21 protein-coding genes are annotated in these 21431 nt (G+C 50.6%); 7 read left to right on the forward strand and 14 right to left on the reverse strand.

The features are described from left to right. Nucleotides 1–2: 2 nt before the first annotated feature. The gene (locus tag CWC22_RS18065) at nt 3–896 is read right to left on the reverse strand and encodes a bifunctional GNAT family N-acetyltransferase/hotdog fold thioesterase (protein ID WP_138537316.1); all 894 of its coding nucleotides are present in this window, start codon (nt 894–896) and stop codon (nt 3–5) included. A 216-nt stretch (nt 897–1112) separates the two neighbouring features. Between CWC22_RS18065 and CWC22_RS18070 the strand changes: the two genes are divergently transcribed. Continuing rightward, entirely contained in the window at nt 1113–1802 is a 690-nt protein-coding gene (locus tag CWC22_RS18070) for a spermidine synthase (protein ID WP_040644601.1), read from the forward strand. Nucleotides 1803–1814: 12 nt separating this feature from the next. Here the strand turns inward: CWC22_RS18070 and dtd are convergent, their stop codons facing one another. From dtd to CWC22_RS18085, 3 genes are read right to left on the reverse strand one after another with little or no spacing between them, the layout of a single operon-like run. Next, on the reverse strand, nt 1815–2252 hold the full coding sequence (dtd, locus tag CWC22_RS18075; RefSeq protein ID WP_125558761.1) for a D-aminoacyl-tRNA deacylase: 438 nt from the start codon (nt 2250–2252) through the stop codon (nt 1815–1817). A gap of 39 nt (nt 2253–2291) precedes the next feature. After that, the gene (locus CWC22_RS18080) at nt 2292–3233 is read right to left on the reverse strand and encodes an alpha/beta fold hydrolase (protein WP_138537314.1); all 942 of its coding nucleotides are present in this window, start codon (nt 3231–3233) and stop codon (nt 2292–2294) included. Between the two features lie 11 nt (nt 3234–3244). Further along, nucleotides 3245–4129, reverse strand: a complete 885-nt coding sequence (locus CWC22_RS18085; RefSeq protein ID WP_010383791.1) for a virulence factor BrkB family protein — start codon at nt 4127–4129, stop codon at nt 3245–3247. Nucleotides 4130–4237: 108 nt separating this feature from the next. On the opposite strand from CWC22_RS18085, the gene CWC22_RS18090 reads away from it, so the two are divergent. Further along, nucleotides 4238–4900, forward strand: a complete 663-nt coding sequence (locus CWC22_RS18090; RefSeq protein WP_010383792.1) for a DUF2959 domain-containing protein — start codon at nt 4238–4240, stop codon at nt 4898–4900. Nucleotides 4901–4955: 55 nt separating this feature from the next. Here CWC22_RS18090 and CWC22_RS18095 read toward each other — a convergent pair whose 3' ends face one another. Both CWC22_RS18095 and CWC22_RS18100 read right to left on the reverse strand, forming a co-directional pair. Then, on the reverse strand, nt 4956–5630 hold the full coding sequence (locus tag CWC22_RS18095; RefSeq protein WP_138537312.1) for a hypothetical protein: 675 nt from the start codon (nt 5628–5630) through the stop codon (nt 4956–4958). Nucleotides 5631–5714: 84 nt separating this feature from the next. Then, nucleotides 5715–5987 carry a hypothetical protein gene (locus tag CWC22_RS18100; protein ID WP_010383794.1) on the reverse strand — a complete coding sequence of 91 codons (273 nt, stop codon included), beginning with the start codon at nt 5985–5987 and terminating at the stop codon, nt 5715–5717. Nucleotides 5988–6193: 206 nt separating this feature from the next. Here CWC22_RS18100 and CWC22_RS18105 point away from each other — a divergent pair, with 206 nt between their 5' ends. The 4 genes from CWC22_RS18105 to CWC22_RS18120 all read left to right on the forward strand — a co-directional run bounded on the left by CWC22_RS18105 (nt 6194) and on the right by CWC22_RS18120 (nt 8465). Further along, a complete protein-coding gene (locus tag CWC22_RS18105; RefSeq protein ID WP_125558755.1) occupies nt 6194–6592 on the forward strand; it encodes an RNA-binding S4 domain-containing protein in 399 nt (132 codons plus the stop codon). Nucleotides 6593–6608: 16 nt separating this feature from the next. Next, nucleotides 6609–7049 (forward strand): PaaI family thioesterase, encoded by a 441-nt coding sequence (locus CWC22_RS18110; protein WP_138537310.1) that lies wholly within the window; start codon nt 6609–6611, stop codon nt 7047–7049. 84 nt (nt 7050–7133) lie between these two features. After that, entirely contained in the window at nt 7134–7274 is a 141-nt protein-coding gene (locus CWC22_RS18115) for a hypothetical protein (RefSeq protein ID WP_171045016.1), read from the forward strand. 99 nt (nt 7275–7373) lie between these two features. Beyond that, on the forward strand, nt 7374–8465 hold the full coding sequence (locus CWC22_RS18120; RefSeq protein WP_138537308.1) for an NAD(P)/FAD-dependent oxidoreductase: 1092 nt from the start codon (nt 7374–7376) through the stop codon (nt 8463–8465). Nucleotides 8466–8467: 2 nt separating this feature from the next. Here the strand turns inward: CWC22_RS18120 and CWC22_RS18125 are convergent, their stop codons facing one another. The 5 genes from CWC22_RS18125 to CWC22_RS18145 form a co-directional block, all read right to left on the reverse strand. After that, nucleotides 8468–8977, reverse strand: coding sequence for a DUF4124 domain-containing protein (locus tag CWC22_RS18125; RefSeq protein WP_010383800.1), 510 nt, complete (start codon nt 8975–8977; stop codon nt 8468–8470). Beyond that, nucleotides 8974–9753 carry an amino acid ABC transporter substrate-binding protein gene (locus CWC22_RS18130; protein WP_138537306.1) on the reverse strand — a complete coding sequence of 260 codons (780 nt, stop codon included), beginning with the start codon at nt 9751–9753 and terminating at the stop codon, nt 8974–8976. The genes CWC22_RS18125 and CWC22_RS18130 overlap by 4 nt, the downstream gene beginning before the upstream one ends. A gap of 125 nt (nt 9754–9878) precedes the next feature. Beyond that, nucleotides 9879–10619, reverse strand: a complete 741-nt coding sequence (locus CWC22_RS18135) for a phosphoadenylyl-sulfate reductase (protein WP_049864117.1) — start codon at nt 10617–10619, stop codon at nt 9879–9881. Between the two features lie 64 nt (nt 10620–10683). After that, nucleotides 10684–12408, reverse strand: coding sequence for an assimilatory sulfite reductase (NADPH) hemoprotein subunit (cysI, locus tag CWC22_RS18140; RefSeq protein WP_138537304.1), 1725 nt, complete (start codon nt 12406–12408; stop codon nt 10684–10686). A 54-nt stretch (nt 12409–12462) separates the two neighbouring features. Next, a complete protein-coding gene (locus CWC22_RS18145) occupies nt 12463–14280 on the reverse strand; it encodes an assimilatory sulfite reductase (NADPH) flavoprotein subunit (protein WP_138537302.1) in 1818 nt (605 codons plus the stop codon). 326 nt (nt 14281–14606) lie between these two features. Between CWC22_RS18145 and CWC22_RS18150 the strand changes: the two genes are divergently transcribed. Then, nucleotides 14607–16253, forward strand: coding sequence for an endonuclease (locus CWC22_RS18150; protein ID WP_138537300.1), 1647 nt, complete (start codon nt 14607–14609; stop codon nt 16251–16253). An 86-nt stretch (nt 16254–16339) separates the two neighbouring features. Here the strand turns inward: CWC22_RS18150 and CWC22_RS24570 are convergent, their stop codons facing one another. The 3 genes from CWC22_RS24570 to CWC22_RS18165 are packed head-to-tail and all read right to left on the reverse strand — an operon-like array spanning nt 16340 to nt 21379. Next, on the reverse strand, nt 16340–16966 hold the full coding sequence (locus CWC22_RS24570) for a TetR family transcriptional regulator (RefSeq protein WP_125558740.1): 627 nt from the start codon (nt 16964–16966) through the stop codon (nt 16340–16342). Next, nucleotides 16966–20121 (reverse strand): efflux RND transporter permease subunit, encoded by a 3156-nt coding sequence (locus CWC22_RS18160; RefSeq protein WP_171045015.1) that lies wholly within the window; start codon nt 20119–20121, stop codon nt 16966–16968. Before CWC22_RS18160 ends, CWC22_RS24570 begins: the two co-directional genes overlap by 1 nt. Beyond that, nucleotides 20114–21379, reverse strand: a complete 1266-nt coding sequence (locus CWC22_RS18165; protein WP_138537296.1) for an efflux RND transporter periplasmic adaptor subunit — start codon at nt 21377–21379, stop codon at nt 20114–20116. Before CWC22_RS18165 ends, CWC22_RS18160 begins: the two co-directional genes overlap by 8 nt. Between the last annotated feature and the right edge of the window lie 52 nt (nt 21380–21431).

Raw genomic sequence — 21431 nt, forward strand, 5'->3', positions numbered from 1 at the left:
CATTATTTGATGACCACGAACAGGCCTTCAAACTTCGCAACTAACACGTCACCGTCGTAAATGTTCACCGGCACACGATACTTAGCTTTACCCTCTTCGTTGAGCGCATTCAACTCGCCACTGCATTCGGCCAATGTGACCGTAGCACTGGGAGCTGTGGTTAAGGGTTTCAGATACTGAATATTGGCGTCTGCCAGTACAATATTGCCCTCCAACTCGAGCTCTTTGAGCGCCAGATACGTCGCGCCCCACCCGGTTAAAGTGGCCATACTGTAAACCGATCCGGCAAACATCGAATTATGTAGGTTCAGATTCGCTTTCAGATCTGCGCGGGTTGAAAACTGCCAGTCGGTGTAACTTTCAACCTTGATCCCCATCGCATCACTGATAGGGATCGACTCTCGCCAGGTATCCTGTAACACCTGGGTCCACTGTGGATGGCGGAACCAGCCAGGCTCTGAGGGCCGTTGCTTAACCATTTTCCAATGTTGTACATCACCATAAGACAGGTGGGCTTTTTCAATCATCTGATAACCATGGCGCTCATAAAACGCCAAAGCACGTTCACGGGCAAACAGTACCAGCTCTTCCGCCTTCTGCGTCCAGGCAATTTTCTCCAGCTCATGCAGTAATCGGCTACCAAGATGATGACCACGGTGCGCTTCATCAACGGCCATATAACGGACCTGCGCTTGTTGCTGATTGTTAAAATGCAGGCGTGCCACACCCAGCACCTGGCCTTCGTTATTTTTGATATAACGATGCTCCGCTTCCTGCTCCAGATCATCCTGCTCGCTGCCTCTGGGCTGATCCCAGGGTGCCCGCAAAACCTGCCATCGTAGTTGATAATACGCTTGCCAATCTTCACTGCTCTGTGGCGCTGTTATTTGAAACATGGTGACTCCTGTGCTTTTCCTGTCGCTGCGGGATGATGTGCCCGGCTCGTGCAAACTGCTCCCCGTTTCAGCGGGGAACTTTTGTCTAATTTATGGACCTTACCTTACAAGAAAAGAGTGCAACAGGGAATGATCGGCCAGATTTGGTCAATTTGTCATGTAAATTCAACGAAACGCGGTGGCAGAACTGTGAAGCCAAGCTATGCTGATGTAACTATGCAAGATTTTATAACTGAACCCGGCACCATCAGTAACGAGTTTGTGCACCAGAGTCATCAACTCGGGCACCTGCTGTATTGGCATAAGCATGGCAAAGTCAGCATACAGGTACGCCAGGAAAAAACCTTACGCTGGTTACTGATAAACGACACACTGCAATCCGTGATTGAGCTCAATCATCCGGAGCGGCTGCTTTTTCCGCATTTGCAGATATTAGCAGCGCTGTGGCAAAAATGCCCTGCCCCGGGCAAGGTGCTAGAATTAGGGCTGGGTGCAGGTGCTATCCGGGATTATCTGCACATCAGCTATCCGGATTGTCAGATTACCTCTATCGACAATAACCCTGACATTATTCATTGTTATAAGCGCTATTTTGGTGGCGATCCCATCTCCAATGTCAGTTGCAGCGATGCCTATCAGGCACTAGAAAACAACGGCCATTATGACTGGATCATCCTGGATTTGTTCAGTCAGCTTGACGCCCCCCGGTTTTTGTACGAACACAAGTTTTACACACAAATTCGTGCCACTCTCAACGAGGGGGGACGCTTGTATATAAATTTTCTTGCAGAGCACGATTCACAGCTAAAACAGCTCGAACATCTTCTTATTACTAACTTTGGTAAAAAACCCTTCGTACACAAAGTGCCCGACTACGCCAATCACATTATTTCTCTGACGCGCTAAGCGCAGACCTGTTTACACTGATAAATTAAAAGTCACAGGACCATCGTTGCAAAGACTGACCTGCATATCTGCGGCAAAGCGGCCGGTCGCAACACGCAACCCAGATGCCTTTGCTTGAGCCACAAAATATTCGTAAAGCGCCTCAGCCTGGGTCGGCGTCGCTGCAGAGGAAAAGCTCGGGCGCATGCCTTTTTTGGTATCCGCTGCCAACGTAAATTGAGATACCACCAGCAACTCTCCTTCTATGTCTCTCAGACTCAGATTCATTTTGCCCTGTGCATCGGTAAAAATACGATAGTTACTGATTTTATGTAGCAAGCTATCAGCGCTTTTTTGATCGTCGGCCTTTTCCACGCCGAGTAACACCAGGATCCCCTGACCAATTTGACCAACACACTCACCTTCGACCACCACACTGGCCTGACTGACTCTTTGAATTAATCCCTGCACTGTTACCTCAATGGTTTGCGGAAATGATTGATAAAGCCCCTAATGTGCCAGCTTGCACAGCAGCAGATCAGCGGCGCGACGTATGGCTTCGGAATATACTGCATTTGTGACGCAGTGCCCAACTTCTTCGAGGATCAATAACCGTGCATTCAGTTGTTCCGCAAGTGCCTGCGCCATCGCAAAACGACAGACGTAGTCGTGACGACTATGGATCATCCAGACAGGCAGACGCTTGAGTTTGTCAGCATATGCAAAGATCTGCTGCTCCTCGATAAAACAGCGTGAGTGGAAATAGTGCACCATGATCCGAGCCTGCTGGACAACCGCCTGTTCATGGTCCAGCTGATAACGCAATGCCTGGCTGCCAATGCTCAACTGACGGTCCCAGTCATGCCATTGCTGCGCAGCCCGCCTGACGGCGACTTCATCGTTACAGTGCAACAACTGGCTATAACGCGCCAGCACCGCCTTATAATCCCCTTCCCCTTGGCTAAAAATTTGATAACGCTCCGGGTAAAACTGCGCGCCTACACCGCTCACACCATACAGCCACTGTAAATCGCTCTGACACCCCAGAAAGGTCGCCCAGAGAACCAAGCCCTGCACGCGCTCCGGGAAGCGCTGCGCGAACAACAGCGCTAATGTGGCACCCCAGGAGCCACCCGCCAGCACACACTGACCGATCCCTAAATAAGTCAGCAGACAATCTATGTCCTGCAGTAAGTGCTCTGTGGTGTTGTGGATGAGTTGCTGAGGCGAAGACTGGCCGCATCCGCGCTGGCTAAATAAAATGATCCGATAGCGTTGTGGGTTAAAATAACTGGCCGAGCTACGACACAAGCCACTACCCGGGCCGCCATGGCAGATCACCACAGGCAACCCGCTCTCCAACCCAAATTCTTCAACATGTAGCTGGTGCCCATCGGACACCGCCAGATGAAAACTACGTCGCGGAGACTCCAGCCGATATAATTGAGTCATTGCACACCTCTTTATTCTGGTGTGTCTTGTTCCTCACATTCCTTTTCGGACAAACAGGCAGTAAATTCAGCCCCTAACAGCACCACCATCCAGGACAAGTACACCCAAACAAACAGGATGGGCACTGTCGCCAGGGCACCGTAGATCACCTCATACGAGGGGAAATGGCTGATATACAGGGCAAAGCCTTTTTTAGTCAGTTCAAACAATAAAGCCGCAAAAAATGCCCCGGGTATCGCTGCCTGATAAGACACGCGTGTATTTGGTACTAAAGTATAGAGCATAAAAAAGCCTGCCATGGAAATAACATAGGGCAAAAGCTTCAATAAAAAGCCACTAAAGCCCGGGATCCCCTGATCAGCAAACGACACCAATGACACAATATAAGAGGTCACCCCTATGCTGGCTCCCAATAATACCGGCCCCAGTGTCAGTACCATCCAGTATATCGCGAAGGAAATCATCATCGGTCGGGACTTTTCCACTCGCCAGATACGATTGAGTGCTGCGTCCACGTTGCGGATCAGTAACAGGGCAACGGCCGTCAAAAAGCCAATCCCCACCGCAGTCATCTGATTGGCATTGCCGGTAAAGGCACTGATATGGGCTTTAATGGTATCAGTCGAAGTCGGAACAAAATTCGTAAAAATGAAATGCTCTATGGCGTCGCGTGTATCCTGAAAGCCCGGGAACGCCGTAAATATAGCCACCCCCACCGCCACCAGGGGGATCAAAGACAGCAAGGTGACATAAGCCAGATAGCCAGCATTGATCATGAGCTGATCTTGCTGGCAGCGCTGATAAAAGCGCAGCCACCAGAGCGGCTGAGCGTTTAAAAACAGTTTGCTCTGCTGCCTCAAATGCAACAGGCGCTGTAACCATAATTCATTCATCATTACACAGGTTTACAGAGTGAGTTTTGCACATCTTACCAATCCCAGTCATAATTCATAGAGTCTCAATTAAGTATAAGCCGTTCTGTTTCAACCGCATTAGGAAAGCCGATGAACAATTCTGTGATAAAAAAGAGCCTCGTCATCTTCACCCTGTGTTTGCTCAGTGCCTGTCAAAGCGCCTACTATGCCGCCTGGGAAAAAGTGGGCGTGCACAAACGTGAAATCTTAGTCGATCGGGTGGAAAATACCAAAGCAGCACAACAAGCCACGCAGCAGGAGTTCCAGTCTGCACTGGAGCGCCTGACGACCCTAATCAACTTTGACGGTGGCGAGTTACAAAGCGTCTATGAACAACTCAATGATGACTATCTCGCCAGTGAAGCCGCAGCGCAAGATGTCCGTACCAACATAGACAAAGTCGAGGATGTTGCCGAGGCCTTGTTTGCGGAATGGCAGGACGAGCTGACCCAGTATTCAAGTGCCAAACTGAAACGTCAGAGTGAACAAAAGCTCCGTCAGACCCAACGTCAATTTGATAAGCTACTGAGATCAATGCGTGCCAGTGAAGCAAAAATGCAGCCCGTACTGGATTCTCTAAAAGACAATGTGCTGTACTTAAAGCACAACCTCAATGCGCAGGCGATTGCTGCCATCAAAGGCGAGTTTAGTGGGTTAAAACGAGATATTCAGTCGCTGATCACCGATATGAATCGCTCTATTGAGGATTCAAATGCCTTTATTGCCAGCATGAACAATGCCAACCAGCCATAAACGAAACGCCGTGTTTTGCAACGGTTAACGCTGTCAGTTAACCGTTGCTACCGAGCTACTCGGCATAGATCACCTGCAAATCACAGTTAAAGATGGGGATGGCGGCATAACTGCGATGGCCCATTACCTGGTACGTGAGGGCAGGTTTCTCACCAAACATGGTTTTTACGGTATGCGAGGTCATCTGATAGGCCTGCTGCATCGCGCCACGGCCATCATTCCAAATCAGCGTTAAATAGGGGGCATTGTATTGCCACTTACCTTTCGTCACAGTCCCGGCGAGGATCCAGTCTCCGCTCGTCTTCAGCTCAATCTGAAAGGCGTCCATCGCGCAGTCGTGGGAATGGACCACATCAGGCAAGTTCACCGACGTCATTTGCCCCGGAAAATACAGACCGTAATTGCCCTCGCTGAACCGATGAAATTCGCCGTTAAAATCCTGCACATCGAGCCCTGTGTACCCTAACGCATGTACCACCTCAGACAATTGTGAGATCAGAACCGCATTTTGGTCCGCCGGAAAACGATTCAGGCGGACAGTATCACCATCACTGTTATATTCTGGAGGCACCGGCAGGTCGTTCAGGACATAATGTATATTGGCCTGCTCTAACTGGCTGACCAATCTCTGCTGCTGTGTGTCGTCCAAAGATGCCTGGAATACGTGTACCACAGGCACAGTGCTGCAGGCGCTCAATAACACACACCAAGCCACCGGCCATACTTTCATGAAATGTCCTTGTTCTTATTATTATGGTCTGAGTAAACCACAGCAGCGTGACATCTGTCCATTGTGTCGTCGCCACACTCGGTATCAGTGGCTGCGCGTCAGCCAGTTTTGTACCGCCGATTTGGGATAGACAATTTCTTTAAATAAGCGATGACGCTCAAAGGTCAGGTCACTTTCCTGACTGGGTAAGCCGGCCTGTACCTGGCTGTGGTGTTCATTGAATCGTGAGATCAGTGTCAATTTGTCTCGGCCCTGATTGAGCTGAGTATTGAGATAGCCACGCACATCATCTGCTGTCATTAATCCGGATGCCTCTAAGTTCATCAGATCTTTTTTTAATGCAGAACGGATCCCCATGGTGTGTCTCCTGTTGTCATAATTTACAAAAGCCGCAGCGAATGACTGCTAAAAGCGACGGCTCAAAACCGCCCGACTCCGATCGGCGTGCAAGATACACACCAAATGCTGCAATTACATTAAAGACACGGTGATCAGCGAAAAAGTTTCGTGGTTCACCGCAGCGTCGCGCTATACTGTCGCAAAACATCCAGTGAGGTTGTGATATGAATCAAGAATATATCGAAATAGAGCTTGAAGAAGAGCCAATTGAACTTTGTAACCTGTTAAAAGTATTAGACTTTGCAGAAAGTGGTGGACAAGCAAAGCAGCTGATTGCAGCAGGATATGTGGGCGTCAATGGTGAGCTTTGTACGGTTAAACGCAAAAAACTGTACGCCGGAGACACCCTCTATTTTAACGAAGAAACCTTTATGCTGACCCTGGCAGAGGACGCCGTCCCCGCCGAGCGCAGCCAGCCCAAACCACCCGCTGCGCACCAAAGCAGTGCACCTTCAGCCTCTGACAAAGGTAAAAAGCCAAGCCAATCTGGCAAAAAGAAACGCAATAAGCAAAAAAACAATGTCGACAGCGTGACGGGCCGAAAACCTATTTCGTTCGGATAACCCGGGAGCATATTAAGTGAGTATCTGGTACCGTCCAATTACGTTAGCACAGTGTCAAACGCTGGATGAAGGGCTTCATCAAAAAGGCACGTTGATGCAGACACTCGGGATCGCCATCAGTGAAATTGGCGATGATTACCTGGTGGCAACCATGCCAGCGACCCCAGCACACCATAATCCGCTGGGTATGATACACGGTGGGGCCAACGTCGCACTGGCCGAGACCGTTGCCAGTTATGCAGCCAACTTTGTGGTCGACTTCGAGCGCTTTTATTGTGTCGGACAGGAAATCAATGCGAATCACCTTAAAGCATCGCGCAATGGCATCCTCACCGCAACGGCACGGCCTTTACATTTGGGCCGCCGTACCTCCGTCTGGGAAGTGAAAATCGTCAATGCCCGTGGCGAACTTTGTTGCGTCGCCCGTATGACCGCCGCTGTTGTTGAACGGCGATAACAATAACGTCTGTTTGATGTAGCGCAACACTTTTATTGTTTAAAACCGCACAATAAACTTAGCCCAAACCCGGAGGCTAAGATCATGAGCGCACAGTGGCTGACAGAGCAGGGGCCCACAGGTTACGTGTTGGGCGCGGCCTGTATTGCCATTGGCCTGATCTGCTCATTACCGACCAAGATTTACCTGACAATTTTGCTGATGCGCAGAGAAAAGCCAGACTGATCCAGGCTGCACGGTATCTTCCAGCCACACCCAGGCTTTTGCCTATGTGCAGGCATTTCGTTACACTTTTGCCTTTCAGTCGCTCACTCACACAGTATCATGGACCATGTAGAAACAGTCATCATTGGCGCAGGCGTTATTGGCCTGGCCATTGCCGCACGCCTCAGTCAGACTCGCTCCGTCCTGGTCATCGACCAAATGGGACAATTTGGCGAACACACCAGTAGCCGAAACAGCGAAGTGATCCACGCCGGGCTCTATTACGACGAACACAGCCTTAAAGCACGCTTGTGTGTCCGCGGTAAAGCCTTGTTATACGCCCATTGCGCGCGTTTCCATGTGCCAGTAAAACAACTTGGTAAAATCCTGTTTGCCCGCACAGCGGCAGAACACGATAAACTGGCTGCTATCGAGGCGCAGGCAAAGCGCAATGGGGTATACGATCTGACGCCGCTCAGTCAGACCCAGGTTGGGGATATGGCACCAGGATTATCTGCCAGCGCCGCGCTGTTTTCGCCATCCACAGGCATTGTCGATAGCCATCAGTTGATGTTGTCACTGATTCATCAATTAGAGCTAGCAGGTGGCAATCTGGTCTGCCACACACGCTTTGAGTCTGCCGAACACACAGCCAGTGGGTTTCACATTACGCTGGATTGTGACGGGGAAGCCTTTGCGCTTAGCTGCGATACGCTGATCAACGCTGGAGGCCTGTTTGCACAGGATAATGCTAGACGCATCCATGGTCTGGGTGAGCACCACATTCCACAAAGCCACCTGTGTCGCGGTCAGTATTTCTCCTATCAGGGCCATCACCCATTCAGTAATCTCATCTACCCGATGCCTGAACAACATGGTTTAGGGATCCACGCAACGTTAGACATGGCCGGCCAGCTGCGATTTGGACCCGACACGCACTTTATTGATCACCTCGATTACCAGCTTGACCCTGATGCCAAGGCCCGCTTTGTTGAGGCCATACAAAGCTACTGGCCCGCATTGGACCCTGAGCGACTAAAGCCGGACTATGCCGGGATCAGGCCTAAGCTAGCTCGGGACAAAGGACAGGATTTTGTGATTGAGGGACATCAGCACCATCAGATCAATGGACTCATCAATCTGTTTGGTATCGAATCACCCGGACTGACCGCCAGCCTGGCGATCGCCGAGTATGTCGAAGCACAGCTCTGAGGCTATAGTTCCTCCAGCTTTTTACTGCGCTCCTGCATCAGTTTTTCGATGTTCTGCGCGTCCTGCACCAACTTTTTGATGTCGGCCGGGCTCATGTTCGCTGGCAGATCTTTGGGAATGCGGCCGGCATCTTGCTGCACTTTAAGCTGTTTAAGAATGTCGGTGTTTTCAGCTGCCATAATGGTTATTTTGCTGGGGTCTAAAGTCATTTCTTCACTTTGTCCACGGGCATTCGGTCGATCTGAATAGTGCCAGTTGCCTTGTGCGTCCTGCCATTTATAGATTTTGCCAGGCTGCTTCTGTGGTGCCTGCGCATCTGAGCTGCTCACCATATCTACGGCTTTGTCTAATTGTTGCTTTGACTCATCAAGCATGTGCTGAGCCTGGGTTTGTGCTTTGCCCAGAATATCATCCAGGCTCAACCAGGTACGTCCATCAGGACGTTTGAGGACAAACAGTGACGCCACGCCGACCAGCATCACCATAATTAACAGATAACTTGCGTACTTCATTGCGGCACTCCTTTTATATCGAGGCCATACTTTAACAGTATAGAGTGATATTCGGTAGAGTGACGAAAACGCACAAAGAAATCACGAAATTGTGCACAGCCACGTAGCCCCTGTTTGGAGTGATTAAATTGCAATTGCAAAGGCGCGGTATCCACCACTTTATGTATCTTGAGCGCGCTGATAAATTTTGGATTACTCAATTGCAACCAGCGAATAGCAGGTAAGCTCATCAAAGCAAAGCGACGATCTTCTTTCACTGGCGACGCCAGCGCAGCCAGCATCTCTCGCTCTGAGTAAAATAACTTTTGTTGCAACAGTCCCCGTGTCAGAGCCTGCTCAACGGTCGGGTAGGTGTAACCAAACCGGCCAAGCATAATGAACCCCTGATAATCCTGCTCGGGCACAGTTGCCCCCTGATGTGTGACTAATACATCCTCTACCCAATATAGGCCCTGACTCCAACACATGGGCGTATTCCCCCGGTACCAGGATTCAGACTCCATCCGTACTTGAATTTGATCATGACTGATCAGCTTTTTCGACCGCTCTTCCGGGATATACGCTACCTGAACCGGCTGCCCATCTGGAGTAAAGTGTGCCAGCAGCTCAGGTAACACACCTGGACGGGCTGGGTCACCGGTGACAAACGGTGGAAACGCGTTATAGGGCAAAGCGACACGCAATACCGGCAAGTCAGCCCCATTCAGTGACTGAGCACTGACGCTTCCCGAAGCCAGCCACCACAACAGACCAACCAGACAGTATATTGGGCGCATCTCATTTACCTGCTCATTTCCTTCATGAATCACAGTGTAGCTTTTGTGATTCAATAGTGACAAAAAAGCGGACTGAGCTAAGTGGCAAAGTCCGCTGTTTGTCTATGCTATCTGGCAATGCGTTATCAAATGCCGTCGCCATCAATGTGCAAGCCACACTCCCGGTTCAGACCAAAGAAACGCGTATCTTCTTCACTCATACCCGGCTCAAGTTTACGGGTGGTATGGACATCGCCCATAGACACATAGCCCTCATCCCATAGCGGGTGGTAAGACAAACCGTGTTTAGTTAGGTACTGATACACATCACGGTTGTGCCAGTCGATGATAGGGTACACTTTCACCGTGCCACGGCTGATCTCTAAGATCTGCTTGTCCGCGCGGGTTGAAGATTGCTGTCGACGTAAACCACTAAACCAGGTCCCGGCCTGTAACTCATTCAGAGCACGAGTCATCGGTTCTACCTTGTTCAGCGTGTTATAGCGCTTGATGCCCTCTTCACCCTGTTCCCACAGTTTGCCATATTTGGCTTCCTGCCAGGCCGGCCCCTGCGCAGCCCGGTACACTTTCAGATTCAGCTGGAGCTGTTCCGTGAGTTCATCAATAAAGCGATACGTTTCCGGGAACAAATAGCCGGTATCCGTCAGGACCACCGGAATATCCGGACGCTGACGGGTTACTAAATGCAGCATCACCGCTGCCTGGATCCCAAAACTGGACGATAAAATGGGGTTATCTGGCAAATTTTCCAGTGCCCAGATCACGCGGTCTTCAACACTTTTTTGCGCCAGCATGCCATTAGCATCATTCAATAAAGCCTGTTGTGAGGCCTTATCCAACGTCAGGATTTGTTTAAAGTCACTCATTACTCATTCCCAGTATTCCACCACCGCTAAAAGCCGTGGTCAGGGGCGCTGAGCGCCCACTTCATTATGCATGGAAGTCGGTTTTAGATACCTTCACTTCCGCCACAATTTCCTTACGGATCACAAAGTCACCAAAACACTCATCCGGCTGACGCTCTTTGGCCCATTGACCAATCAGCTCATCCAGCGCCGGCAGGTATACGTCTTCACCGACGTTTTCTAAATACAATTTCGGGATCCGTGTACCAGCACGGTTACCACCCAGATACACGTTGTACTTACCCGGTCCTTTACCCACAAAGCCAATTTCTGCCAGCATGGCGCGGCCACAGCCGTTTGGACAACCGACAACACGTAAAATGATGTCATCATCAGCAATTTCATGCTTCGCCAGGATCGCTTCGGTTTTTTCAATCAGGTCAGGCAGGTAACGCTCTGCTTCCGCCATCGCTAGCGGACAAGTCGGCAATGAGACACAGGCCATTGAGTTCTTGCGCTGCTCCGTATGCGCCTCATCGATCAGGCCATGTTCGCGTGCCAGTTGTTCAATTTCCGCTTTTTGCTCTGCCGGTACACCTGCAATGATCAGGTTTTGGTTTGCTGTCATGCGGAAATCCCCCTGGTGGATCTCGGCAATCTTGCGACACCCCGTCTTCAGAGGCTTATCTGGATAGTCCAGGATCCGGCCGCTTTGAATAAAGACCGTCAGGTGGTGCTTACCATCAATCCCTTCTACCCAGCCAATGCGGTCGCCACGGTGGGTGAATTCATACGGACGACTCGGTGCAAAGGTCACACCGGCACGTTTTTCTACTTCCGCTTTGAACGTATCTGTACCAAAGGTATCCAGCGTATATTTGGTTTTCGCATTCTTGCGATTCGCACGGTTACCCCAGTCACGCTGTACACCAACCACGTGTTCGGCTACCGCCAGCGTGTCGTCCAGGCTGATAAAGCCAAAGTCATCCGCCTTACGTGGATAGGTATTTACGTCACCATGGGTCATGGCCAATCCGCCGCCCACCAGGACGTTGAAGCCGACCAGCTTACCGTCTTCGGCAATGGCCACAAAGTTCAGGTCATTGGCGTGCACATCCACTTCGTTATTCGGTGGAATAGTCACTGTGGTTTTGAACTTACGCGGTAAGTAAGTGCTACCCAACACAGGCTCTTCTTCGGTCGTTTCCTGCTTTTCACCGTTGAGCCAGATCTCGGCGTAGGCACGGGTCTTTGGCAGCAAATGCTCAGAAATACGTGCCGCCCATTCATAGGCTTCCTGGTGCAGTTCAGACTCAACCGGGTTGGTGGTACACAGTACGTTACGGTTTACGTCACCCGCAGTGGCGATGGAGTCGATACCCACATCGTTCAGCGTCAGGTGCATTTCTTTAATGTGTGGCTTAAGTACACCGTGGAACTGGAAGGTCTGACGCGTGGTCAGACGAATGCTGCCATACTCAGTTTTTTCTTCCGCAAATTTGTCTATCGCCAGCCACTGATGCGGCTTGATGATCCCGCCCGGCATCCGCGCACGCAGCATCACGTTGTGCATTGGCTCAAGCTTCTGTTTGATACGTTCAGCACGGATATCGCGGTCATCCTGCTGATACATGCCGTGGAAACGGATCAACTGGAAGTTGTCGGCAGTAAATCCACCAGTCAGCTGATCGCCCAGATCGGTTTTAATGGTGCCGCGCAGCAGGTTGCTCTGAGTTTTCAAACGCTCGTTATCAGACAGTTTGGCGTTTGGGTCGAGCTTACTGTTGGGTTTGTAATCGCTATTGCTCATCTTTATTCCTAAATTCTTACACTGTGACGGTGTGTACAGACTAATCCCGCAGGATTAGTACACGTCTTTTTGATAGCGACCCGCGCTGCGTAGCTCTTTGAGATACTCTTCAGCTTCCTCGTCGCTCTTACCTGCATACTGCTTAACGATGTCCACTAATGCCTGATGAACGTCCTTGGCCATACGGCTGGCGTCTCCACATACATAAAAATGCGCACCATTTTGCAACCATGTGTATACGTCCTGACCCTTCTCACGTAAACGGTCCTGAACGTAGATTTTGTCCGCCTGATCACGACTAAAGGCCAGATCAATGCGATTTAGCACGCCCGATTTCACGTACTTTTGTAATTCAACCTGATACAGGAAGTCCTGGGTAAAGTGCGGGTTACCGAAGAACAACCAGTTATCACCCTCTGCATCACGCGCTTCACGCTCTTGCAGGAAAGCACGGAATGGTGCGATACCAGTACCAGGGCCTACCATGATCACCGGTGTGTTGTCGTCTGCTGGTAAACGGAAGTTGTCGTTATGCTCGCTGAACACTTTAATTTGCGTGCCTTCCTCAACGCGATGCGCCAGGTAACCAGAGCAACCGCCCTGATGAGTTTCACCAAAAGCGTCAAATTCCACCAACCCTACGGTCAGGTGCACTTCTTCCTCGACTTCAGCCTGGCTCGATGCAATGGAGTACAAGCGTGGCTGGATCTTACGACAGCTGTCCACGAGTTCCTGTGCACTCAGCGTACCTGGCTGTTGTTTGATGATATCGAAAATCTGGCGCGCTTCGATGTACTCGCGCAGCGCCGCTTTGTCACTCACCAGTGCACCCAATTCTTCATTACTTGTTGCAGCCGCATATTTTTCGACAAAGCCAGGGTAAGACTGCGTCAGTTCCAGTTTTTCAATCAACGCAGTGCGCAGTGTTAGCGTCTCAGTACCCAGTATGACTTCACTGTCCCCTTCCAGCGCAAGCAAGACAATAACTTCGTCGACACGTTGCTCATCGTTAAGGAAGAAAACGCCCAGTGAATCACCTGGCTGATAAGCAATGTCAGACCCTTCCAGTGAAATTTCTACATGGCGTACATCTTTGGTTGAATCACGACCAGTGATCTTTTGTACCACCGAGATTTCTGCGCTGAACGGATTCTGCTTAGTGTATTGGCTGGCATGGGCACCGGCCGTTGCCAGTGGCATAGCGACCACATTAGCACCCGCATCCGCCTGTTGTGCTTTCAGCGCAGGCTCAAACGCATCCAGGGCACTGTCAATCCAGGCTGTTGCCTGATCTTCATAATCGACATCTAAATCAGCACGTGCAACGACAGACTCGGCCCCCAGTTTTTGCAGGCGCTCTTCAAAATCAATGGCAGTCTGACAGAAGAACTCATAGCTTGAATCGCCCAGACCCAGAACTGCGACTTTAACACCATCCAGTTTCGGGGCTTTTTTACCTGCCAAAAAGGCATGCAACGTCTCAGCATCTTCGGGTGGTTCACCCTCACCATAAGTGGACACCGCAACGGCAATAAATTGTTCTTTCTTCAGGGCTGAAGGTTTGTAGTCAGCCATATTAACCAGCTTGGTTTGCAGGCCACGTGCCTTTGCTGCACTCTCTAACTGCGCCGCAACGCCTTTGGCATTGCCCGTCTGAGAGCCATATAAAATGGTCAAAGGCGCCGCTTCAGAAACCGCCGCAGGCGTCTGTCCTAAACTCCCCGCAAGCGCGGCGGTGTTGGCATTGGCAGCCAGATACCCACTGACCCAGGCTTGCTGGATCGGATTAAGATCCGCCACTAACCCCTGTAATTTTTGCAGTTGTTCTTGTGTCAGCGGACTGGCCGCGGCACTGAGTTGACTTAACAACATGATGATTGTTTCCCCATAACCCTTATATAGCTTGCCCCGCCGAATTGCCCCGGCGGTTCCACCCGCGCACATAGATGCAATTCGGTCATTTTCTTAGCATGCAGGATACGCAACTCACCGCGCGACAAAAAGAACAGTATCTGCTTTGTTATTCCATTTGGTTATGGATATTCAAAAACTCCAAATAAAACAGATTAAAAATCATTGTACCGATTTACACAATACATAAGTTAACGACAATGTAACAAAAATCCTTTAAACTCCCACTCGGTTTTTTACAACCAAACAACAATGATAAGTACAAAATAGAACACGGGAATAATAAAATGATTACAAAAAAACAGGCTTCGTGCCTGACAAAGCGTCTGGTGGGCAGTGCCTTAGGCTTGCTCAGTACCATGACATGGGGACAGGTAAACAATGGAGATTTCGAACAATGGCAGCTGGGTAAGCCCAGCAACTGGACCACCATTGACTCGGGTATCTCTTTGACTACCGAACAAAATCGCGTTCAAAGCGGACAGACAGCAGCCGCCGTCAGTGTGCTCACCACAACGCAGGGGAATACGGATCTGACACAATCAGTATCCGTAGAGGCCGGTAAGACTTACACCTTCAGTACCTGGGTGTATCATACTGAAGGCGGTGTCAGAGCTCGCCTGGTAGCCGACGGTTATCACAATTATTCAGACCCACAGCAATTAAACCAATGGCAACAACTGCGCCACGATTATACGGCCACCAGCAATGGCCAAATCACCGTGGGCCTGCGTTTTTACGATGTCAGTGGATTTGACGGCAACGAAACCGTCTATGTCGATAACTTTCAGCCCAGCGGTGCTGCAACCACACCACCGCCAGCCGGAGGAAGCTGCCAGGATCACGCGCTCACTTTCAGCCTGACCACAGACAGGTATGGCGAAGAAACCAGCTGGGTCATTAAGAACGCGTCGAACGCGACTGTGGCCAGTGGTCAAAATTACGGGGCCAGCCAGAACTACAGTGAAGCGGTATGTTTAACAGATGGTTCATACACTTTTACGATATCTGACAGCTATGGTGACGGCATTTGTTGCAGTTATGGAAACGGCTCATATAGCCTGACAGGCCCATCCGGGACGCTGGCGTCGGGTAGCCAGTTTACTTCTTCGGCTTCGCACAGCTTCACGCTGGGCACGGACAATGGAGGTGGCGACGGCGGTGGTGATACCCCGACTGGTTACTATAGTGCCGCAGCAGGGTTAAGCGGTTATGCGCTTAAAACAGCACTTCATAATATCATTGCCAGCCATAACAATCAGGGCTATAGCGCTATCTGGTCGTTCATCGATCAATACGAGCGTGACCGCTACTTCGAGAACAATGGTACTGTACTGGACCGTTACTCAGAAAAACCAACCGGCACCGACAGCCACGAGTTTACGGCGGTGAGCGATCAATGTGGTACCGCCCGTACGGAAGGCGACTGCTACAACCGTGAACATTCGTTCCCGAAAAGCTGGTTTGGTGGCAAGATTGAGCCAATGAACTCGGACATTCATCATATCTTTGCATCTGATGGCTACGTGAACAATCGTCGCAGCAGCTTTCCATTTGGCGAGGTCGGCAGCAGTACGTATATCTCCAGTAATGGCAGTAAAGTAGGGAGTGGTTCTGGCATCGGTTACAGTGGCACCGTGTTTGAACCAATCGACGCGTTTAAGGGAGACTTTGCCCGCGCCTACTTCTATATGGCGACCCGCTACCAGGACCGCATTGCCAGCTGGCAAAGCTACTCCACGAATGGAGATGCCGTGCTCAATGGCAGCAGTGATCAGGTCTTTGAAAGCTGGGTTGTCACTATGCTCAAACGCTGGCACCTGGCAGATCCGGTTGATGCACTGGAACGTGCCCGCAATGACGGTGCCTATCAATTCCAGGGCAACCGCAATCCGTTTGTGGACCACCCTGAATTTGTAGAGAAGATTTGGTAATTCATACCAATTTATTGATATGAATGGGGTTCAGCGCACAAGGCAGTGGCTGAACCCAGCTAACAAAGGCGGACACCTGTCTGCCTTTATTCCACTTTTAGCCCGCCACCGCGTAAAATCAGCCGGACGGTCTGAGTCACTGTCTGGGACAGTATTCCCTGACGGGTTGTCAACCAATGAAACAACGCCCCTACTAAAGCATTGAGCAATGCCTGACTCACCGCTTCTATATGCTGCGCGTCGCCTCTCGGGCCAAGCCAGTGCGCCTCATCCATATCGCCAATAAAAGCCGCGAAAGTATCTCGTGCTTTCTCTAAATCATCCTTGTCCCGTTTAAGCAATGCACTGAACTCATCAGTATATTCACACTTAAACAAAATGACTTCCTGAAAGGCAATCAGTGCTTCTGATTGTTCCAGTGTCTCAAAATAAAAGGCGATTGCATCAATCAGGTTCGCCGGGCTGGGTGTCAGGGTTTCCAGCTTTTGCTGGGCCGCCTCATCCAGCGGCAAGGCATATTCCTGAGTAATGGCCTCCAACACTTCCAGCTTGTTTTTGAAATGCCAGTAAAACGCCCCTTTGGTAACGCCTGCGGCCTTGGAAATGTCCATCAGGGTGGTATGCGCGACCCCTTTTTCACTGAATAATTGTAGCGCCGATTTGATCAGCGCCAACCGCGTCTGTTCGGCTTCTTCTTTGGTTCTTCTGGGCATCAGTTTGTTCCAACATAGTGTTGAGCAGGCTTTTCGGTTACTGGTCGCGAGACTAGCATGTACATTGCCGGTATGACAATCATTGCCACCAGCGTCGATGCCAGTAAGCCAAAGATAATCGCGAAGCACAACGGGAACCAAGTTGGGTCGCTTAATCCCAGTGGCACTAACCCGACTATGGTGGTGATGCTAGTACCAATGATAGGCCTCAGACGTTCCGCTGCACCACGTGCACAGGCCTCGCGCAGCACCACACCCGCTTTGATATGGCCATTGATGGTGTCGAGCATCACTATCGCGTTGTTGACCACAATACCCACCAAAGCTATCAACCCTATCATCGCCGGGAAAGAAAAGGGAATTTGAAACACCCAGAATCCGGTAAAGGTACCTATCAACGCCAATGGAATGGTAAATAGCACCACCAGAGGTTGTTTAAATGAACCCAACGCCAGGGTCAGGACTGCAAACACCATCATGATCGCCAGTACAAACACAATCCCGGCAGAGCCATAGGTTTCCTCTGCATTTTCAGCTTCTCCTGCGTAATTATAGTGATACCCCTCTGGCCAGTTTTGCTGCCAGGCACTTAGCTGTGGTTCAAGCTGTGAGATCACTTCCCCCACAGTGATGCCGTCCACCTTAGCTTTGATGGTGATGGCACGTTGGGTCTGTGCATGAGTATACAGTGGCGGCACCGCATCAATCTCATACTCTACCAGGTTGCCGCCCGGTACCAGCTCTCCACTGGGTGTGAACAGGCTGATCTCAGCATGTGATTTTGGTCCGCCTATATCTTCATCGCGACTTTCCCAATAGGTGCTAAGCCGGATTTTCAGGTCATCTTCGGTCCCTGCCAGTTTAAACTTACCGTACTCATCGGCCTCCATCGCGAGGCGCAGTTGACTGGCAAAGTCTTGCTCTGTAATACCATGAAAATTAAGCGCTTCCCTATCAGCCGTCAACCTAACCTGACTTTGCCAGGCCCCCAGGTTGTTACGCACATCTGTCACCCCATTAATGGTTGCCAGTTGCGGCTGAAGCTCACTGGCATAGGCTGACAATTGCGCCATATCCGGGCCACTGAGTACAATTTGCAATGGATCATCATTGCTCGAACCACCTACCTCCGGCGTAAACAAGACAGTGACCCCCGCCACATCTGCCAGTGCCTCGTTGAGGCCGGTTCTGAGTTCAGGCACATACTCATAGGCTAACTGCTCGCGCGCATGCTTTGGTACAAACAAGGCTGAAAAGCCGACCAGATTAGGGTTTTCATTGAGCAACAGTTGATCACTGATAGAACTGATTGCCCGGGGGCTCTTTTTACCTACGTACATAGTCACGTTTTCGAAGTATGGCCTGGTAGCGAGGTATTCTCCTGCACGTTCGGCCACCGCGCGACTTTGGGCAAGCGTTGCATTCGGCCCCAGCTCAATTGTGATCGCCAAATTTCGGCCATCCCCTTTGGGGTAAAGCAGTGAAGGCAAGGTGCTCATCAAGCCAATCGATATTACCCAGACGAGCATGCTCCCTGCGACCCAGGCACCAGACTGACGACGGCTGCGCAGTGCAAACCGACCTAGCCAGCGCTGTAATGCCTGTCCGGCAGCCTGAGTCAATGTGTCAACGGTACTCATCTGCGTCTCTTTGGCATTACGTAACAGATACTGCGATAGAGGAATACAGATCAAAAAAGCTATCAGGTAACTCAGCACCAGGCACAGTACAGCGGTAATGGGAATGAGCCGGATAAATTTACCATCCACGCCGCCAATCGCCATCATCGGGGCCATTGCCAGAATGGTGGTCAGCTGACCTGAAAACGCCGGCATGGCATAGGTTTTAACAGTTGCCAGCGCCGCGTCCTGAAAACGCAATCGTTTACTATACAAATTGTCATGCATGCCTTCCATCACCAGAATAAACACATCGACCAGCATGCCCAGTGCCAATACCATACCAATGATCATCATGGTATTGAGGGTATAACCGAATAGACCCAGGATCATCAGCGCACCAAGAAACGTAAGTGGGATGGCTGCGCCCGCGATCAATGCTTCCCGCCAGGTGAGTAACACCATCAGAATAATGAACACAGCCAGCATAGCCTGCCAGATATTACCGAAGACATTGGCAAACGACTCATCAATCAGCGCGCTTTCATCACTGATGATCTGCACCTTCAGACCCTCCGGCCAGAACCCCTGTGTCTGATAGTCAGCCATGGCTGTTTTCACTTCATTGATCAGAGTGATGGTGTCGACGCCAGGGCGCTTTTTCACTCCCAGTGACACCCCCTGCGTGAACGGCTCACCCAATTCGGAAAAGTAGGTTTCACTTTTAACTTTATCCAGCCCTTTGTAGACCAGTGCAACCTCTTCCAGACGCACTAAACGGTTATCACTAAGTCTTGCTACGGGCAGCTGTTGCAACGTTTTGATGTCATCAAAACGACCCGCAAGATAAAGACGGTGAATACGATTACCATCGTCATATTCACCCCAGCTAGTATCCAGGTTAGCCTCTTCAATGCGCTGACGAACCAGGCTAGGCGATATTTTCAACGACCTTAACCTGTCAGGTAGCATGCGCACATGCACCACAGTTTCACGGTAGCCGCCCTTATCAACCTTTTTCACCCCGGACATGGCCTCCAGGCGCTTCTCAATGGTTTTAACCACCTGACTAAAGCCCGTATCGTCCAGCGAGCCATACAGCATAAATTCTATAACCGGCGTATCATTCACCGATACCTGTTCGATCAACGGGGTTTTCACCGCACCGGGAAACTCCGCCTTCCCTTCATCCACTTTGGCTCTGAGGCGCTGCATCGCCTCGCTCATCGGTTCGTCAGACTTAAATTCCACCGCAATCACAGCGTAAGAAAACTGCGAACCACTTTGCAGCTTCTTTAGCCCCTGCAAACCATTGAGCGCATCTTCCAGCGGCTTGGTTACTTCCTTCTCAACCTGCTCGGCGGCAGCCCCTGGCCATTCCACTGTGATAATAGCCTGAGGTATTTCCAGGTCCGGGTAATTTTCTTTCAGCATACCGGAGTAAGCCAGTATCCCACCCACCAGTAAAATCGCCAGCAACAGCGTCGAGATGACTTTGTCGACAAACAACTTATACGCCAGTCTTCCCTTAATCATGAGCCGCTCCGACAATGCGTACCTGACTGCCATGCACTAACAAATGCTCACCATTCACCACCACACGCTGACCCGCAGTCAGGCCGGCCACAACTTCAACCCGATATAGGTCTTCAATACCCGTTTCAATTGCAGTCAATTGCGCCTTATTTTCTTGATTGACTACATACACAAAGGGCTGGTTATTACGCATCATCACTGCCTGATGAGGCACACTCAATGCCAGCGGCTTTTCTGCAACGTTTATCCAGGCACTCACGTGCATACCATCTTTAAGCGTATCAGCGCCCTGGAAAGTATGCACTTTAACCTCAACGGCGCGCTTATTCAGGCTGATACTCGGACTCACCGAAAAGATTTTGCCAAGACCAATATCTCGTGTGGTAAACCCACTACGTGCGGCATTTAGCAGCTTCTCATTGCTCCAGCTCAGGTACACAGTTTGTCCCTCAGCCAGTTTATCCGCCGCGTAATAAGGAACGTTGAGCGTCACTTCGTATTGACTGGTGTCTATCACCACCATGGCCGCATGCATTTCACGCTCTTTGTCTGACATAGCGGCCGCCGGACCGGCCCAATAATCTCCCTGGCGAATGTTGACTGCTCTGAGCTGGCCATCAAACGGCGCAAAAATACCGGTTTTCTCCAGATTTACCTTACCCTGATTCAGCTGGGCCTGTGCAGCCAATTTCTGACTCCGGGCAGCAGCCAGTGCCGCTGACGCATTATTCATCGACTGCTGAGTGTTAAGCAGATCGGTTTTTGCCGCCTCATAGCGCTCTTTAGAAATGAGCTGACGCGTCCACATAGATTCGGCACGCTGAAAATTCGTCTGTGCCAGGTGATGATTGTTTTGTGCCTGATGCAACTGTGCCTGAGCCTGTTCAATGCCCAATATGGCACTACGTAATGACGCCTCATACCCTTTTACCGCTTCCGCACCGGTGCGCTCGTCAACCCGGGCAAGCAGCTGACCAAAGCGTTCGCCTGCCTTGGGGCCGCTAACAAAACTGCCGGGACGCAAACGGTTACCACTGTGATCATCCGCCAGAAACACCACTTTACCGCCACTTTCAAAGTTCAGGTATTCACGGCGGATCCCCTGCGCAATCCCCTCGGCAAATGCCCAGTCTCTCACCATTTGTTTGTTCACCGGACTGACTTCAACGGCATAGGCATCCGATAAGGCCTCTGCATAAACAGGTTGAACGAACCACAGACTCATAACTGTGGTTGCAATAACTAGATAGGATTTCACATTCACTCTCACTTTACATACCCTAAGGAAGGTTTAAACTATATACATACTA

Source organism: Pseudoalteromonas rubra (assembly GCF_005886805.2).
Lineage (GTDB): Bacteria > Pseudomonadota > Gammaproteobacteria > Enterobacterales > Alteromonadaceae > Pseudoalteromonas > Pseudoalteromonas rubra_D.

What these genes read in the sequence shown, in the direction of transcription:
- CWC22_RS18095 (WP_138537312.1), bottom strand. Translation starts at nt 5,630, where the DNA reads ATGAAAGTATGGCCGGTGGCTTGGTGTGTGTTATTGAGCGCCTGCAGC.
- CWC22_RS18080 (WP_138537314.1), bottom strand. Translation starts at nt 3,233, where the DNA reads ATGACTCAATTATATCGGCTGGAGTCTCCGCGACGTAGTTTTCATCTG.
- CWC22_RS18115 (WP_171045016.1), top strand. Translation starts at nt 7,134, where the DNA reads ATGAGCGCACAGTGGCTGACAGAGCAGGGGCCCACAGGTTACGTGTTG.
- CWC22_RS18130 (WP_138537306.1), bottom strand. Translation starts at nt 9,753, where the DNA reads ATGCGCCCAATATACTGTCTGGTTGGTCTGTTGTGGTGGCTGGCTTCG.
- CWC22_RS18105 (WP_125558755.1), top strand. Translation starts at nt 6,194, where the DNA reads ATGAATCAAGAATATATCGAAATAGAGCTTGAAGAAGAGCCAATTGAA.
- CWC22_RS24570 (WP_125558740.1), bottom strand. Translation starts at nt 16,966, where the DNA reads ATGCCCAGAAGAACCAAAGAAGAAGCCGAACAGACGCGGTTGGCGCTG.
- CWC22_RS18090 (WP_010383792.1), top strand. Translation starts at nt 4,238, where the DNA reads ATGAACAATTCTGTGATAAAAAAGAGCCTCGTCATCTTCACCCTGTGT.
- CWC22_RS18100 (WP_010383794.1), bottom strand. Translation starts at nt 5,987, where the DNA reads ATGGGGATCCGTTCTGCATTAAAAAAAGATCTGATGAACTTAGAGGCA.
- CWC22_RS18085 (WP_010383791.1), bottom strand. Translation starts at nt 4,129, where the DNA reads ATGATGAATGAATTATGGTTACAGCGCCTGTTGCATTTGAGGCAGCAG.
- cysI (WP_138537304.1), bottom strand. Translation starts at nt 12,408, where the DNA reads ATGAGCAATAGCGATTACAAACCCAACAGTAAGCTCGACCCAAACGCC.
- CWC22_RS18150 (WP_138537300.1), top strand. Translation starts at nt 14,607, where the DNA reads ATGATTACAAAAAAACAGGCTTCGTGCCTGACAAAGCGTCTGGTGGGC.
- CWC22_RS18135 (WP_049864117.1), bottom strand. Translation starts at nt 10,619, where the DNA reads ATGAGTGACTTTAAACAAATCCTGACGTTGGATAAGGCCTCACAACAG.
- CWC22_RS18065 (WP_138537316.1), bottom strand. Translation starts at nt 896, where the DNA reads ATGTTTCAAATAACAGCGCCACAGAGCAGTGAAGATTGGCAAGCGTAT.
- CWC22_RS18125 (WP_010383800.1), bottom strand. Translation starts at nt 8,977, where the DNA reads ATGAAGTACGCAAGTTATCTGTTAATTATGGTGATGCTGGTCGGCGTG.
- CWC22_RS18070 (WP_040644601.1), top strand. Translation starts at nt 1,113, where the DNA reads ATGCAAGATTTTATAACTGAACCCGGCACCATCAGTAACGAGTTTGTG.
- CWC22_RS18145 (WP_138537302.1), bottom strand. Translation starts at nt 14,280, where the DNA reads ATGTTGTTAAGTCAACTCAGTGCCGCGGCCAGTCCGCTGACACAAGAA.
- CWC22_RS18120 (WP_138537308.1), top strand. Translation starts at nt 7,374, where the DNA reads ATGGACCATGTAGAAACAGTCATCATTGGCGCAGGCGTTATTGGCCTG.
- CWC22_RS18160 (WP_171045015.1), bottom strand. Translation starts at nt 20,121, where the DNA reads ATGATTAAGGGAAGACTGGCGTATAAGTTGTTTGTCGACAAAGTCATC.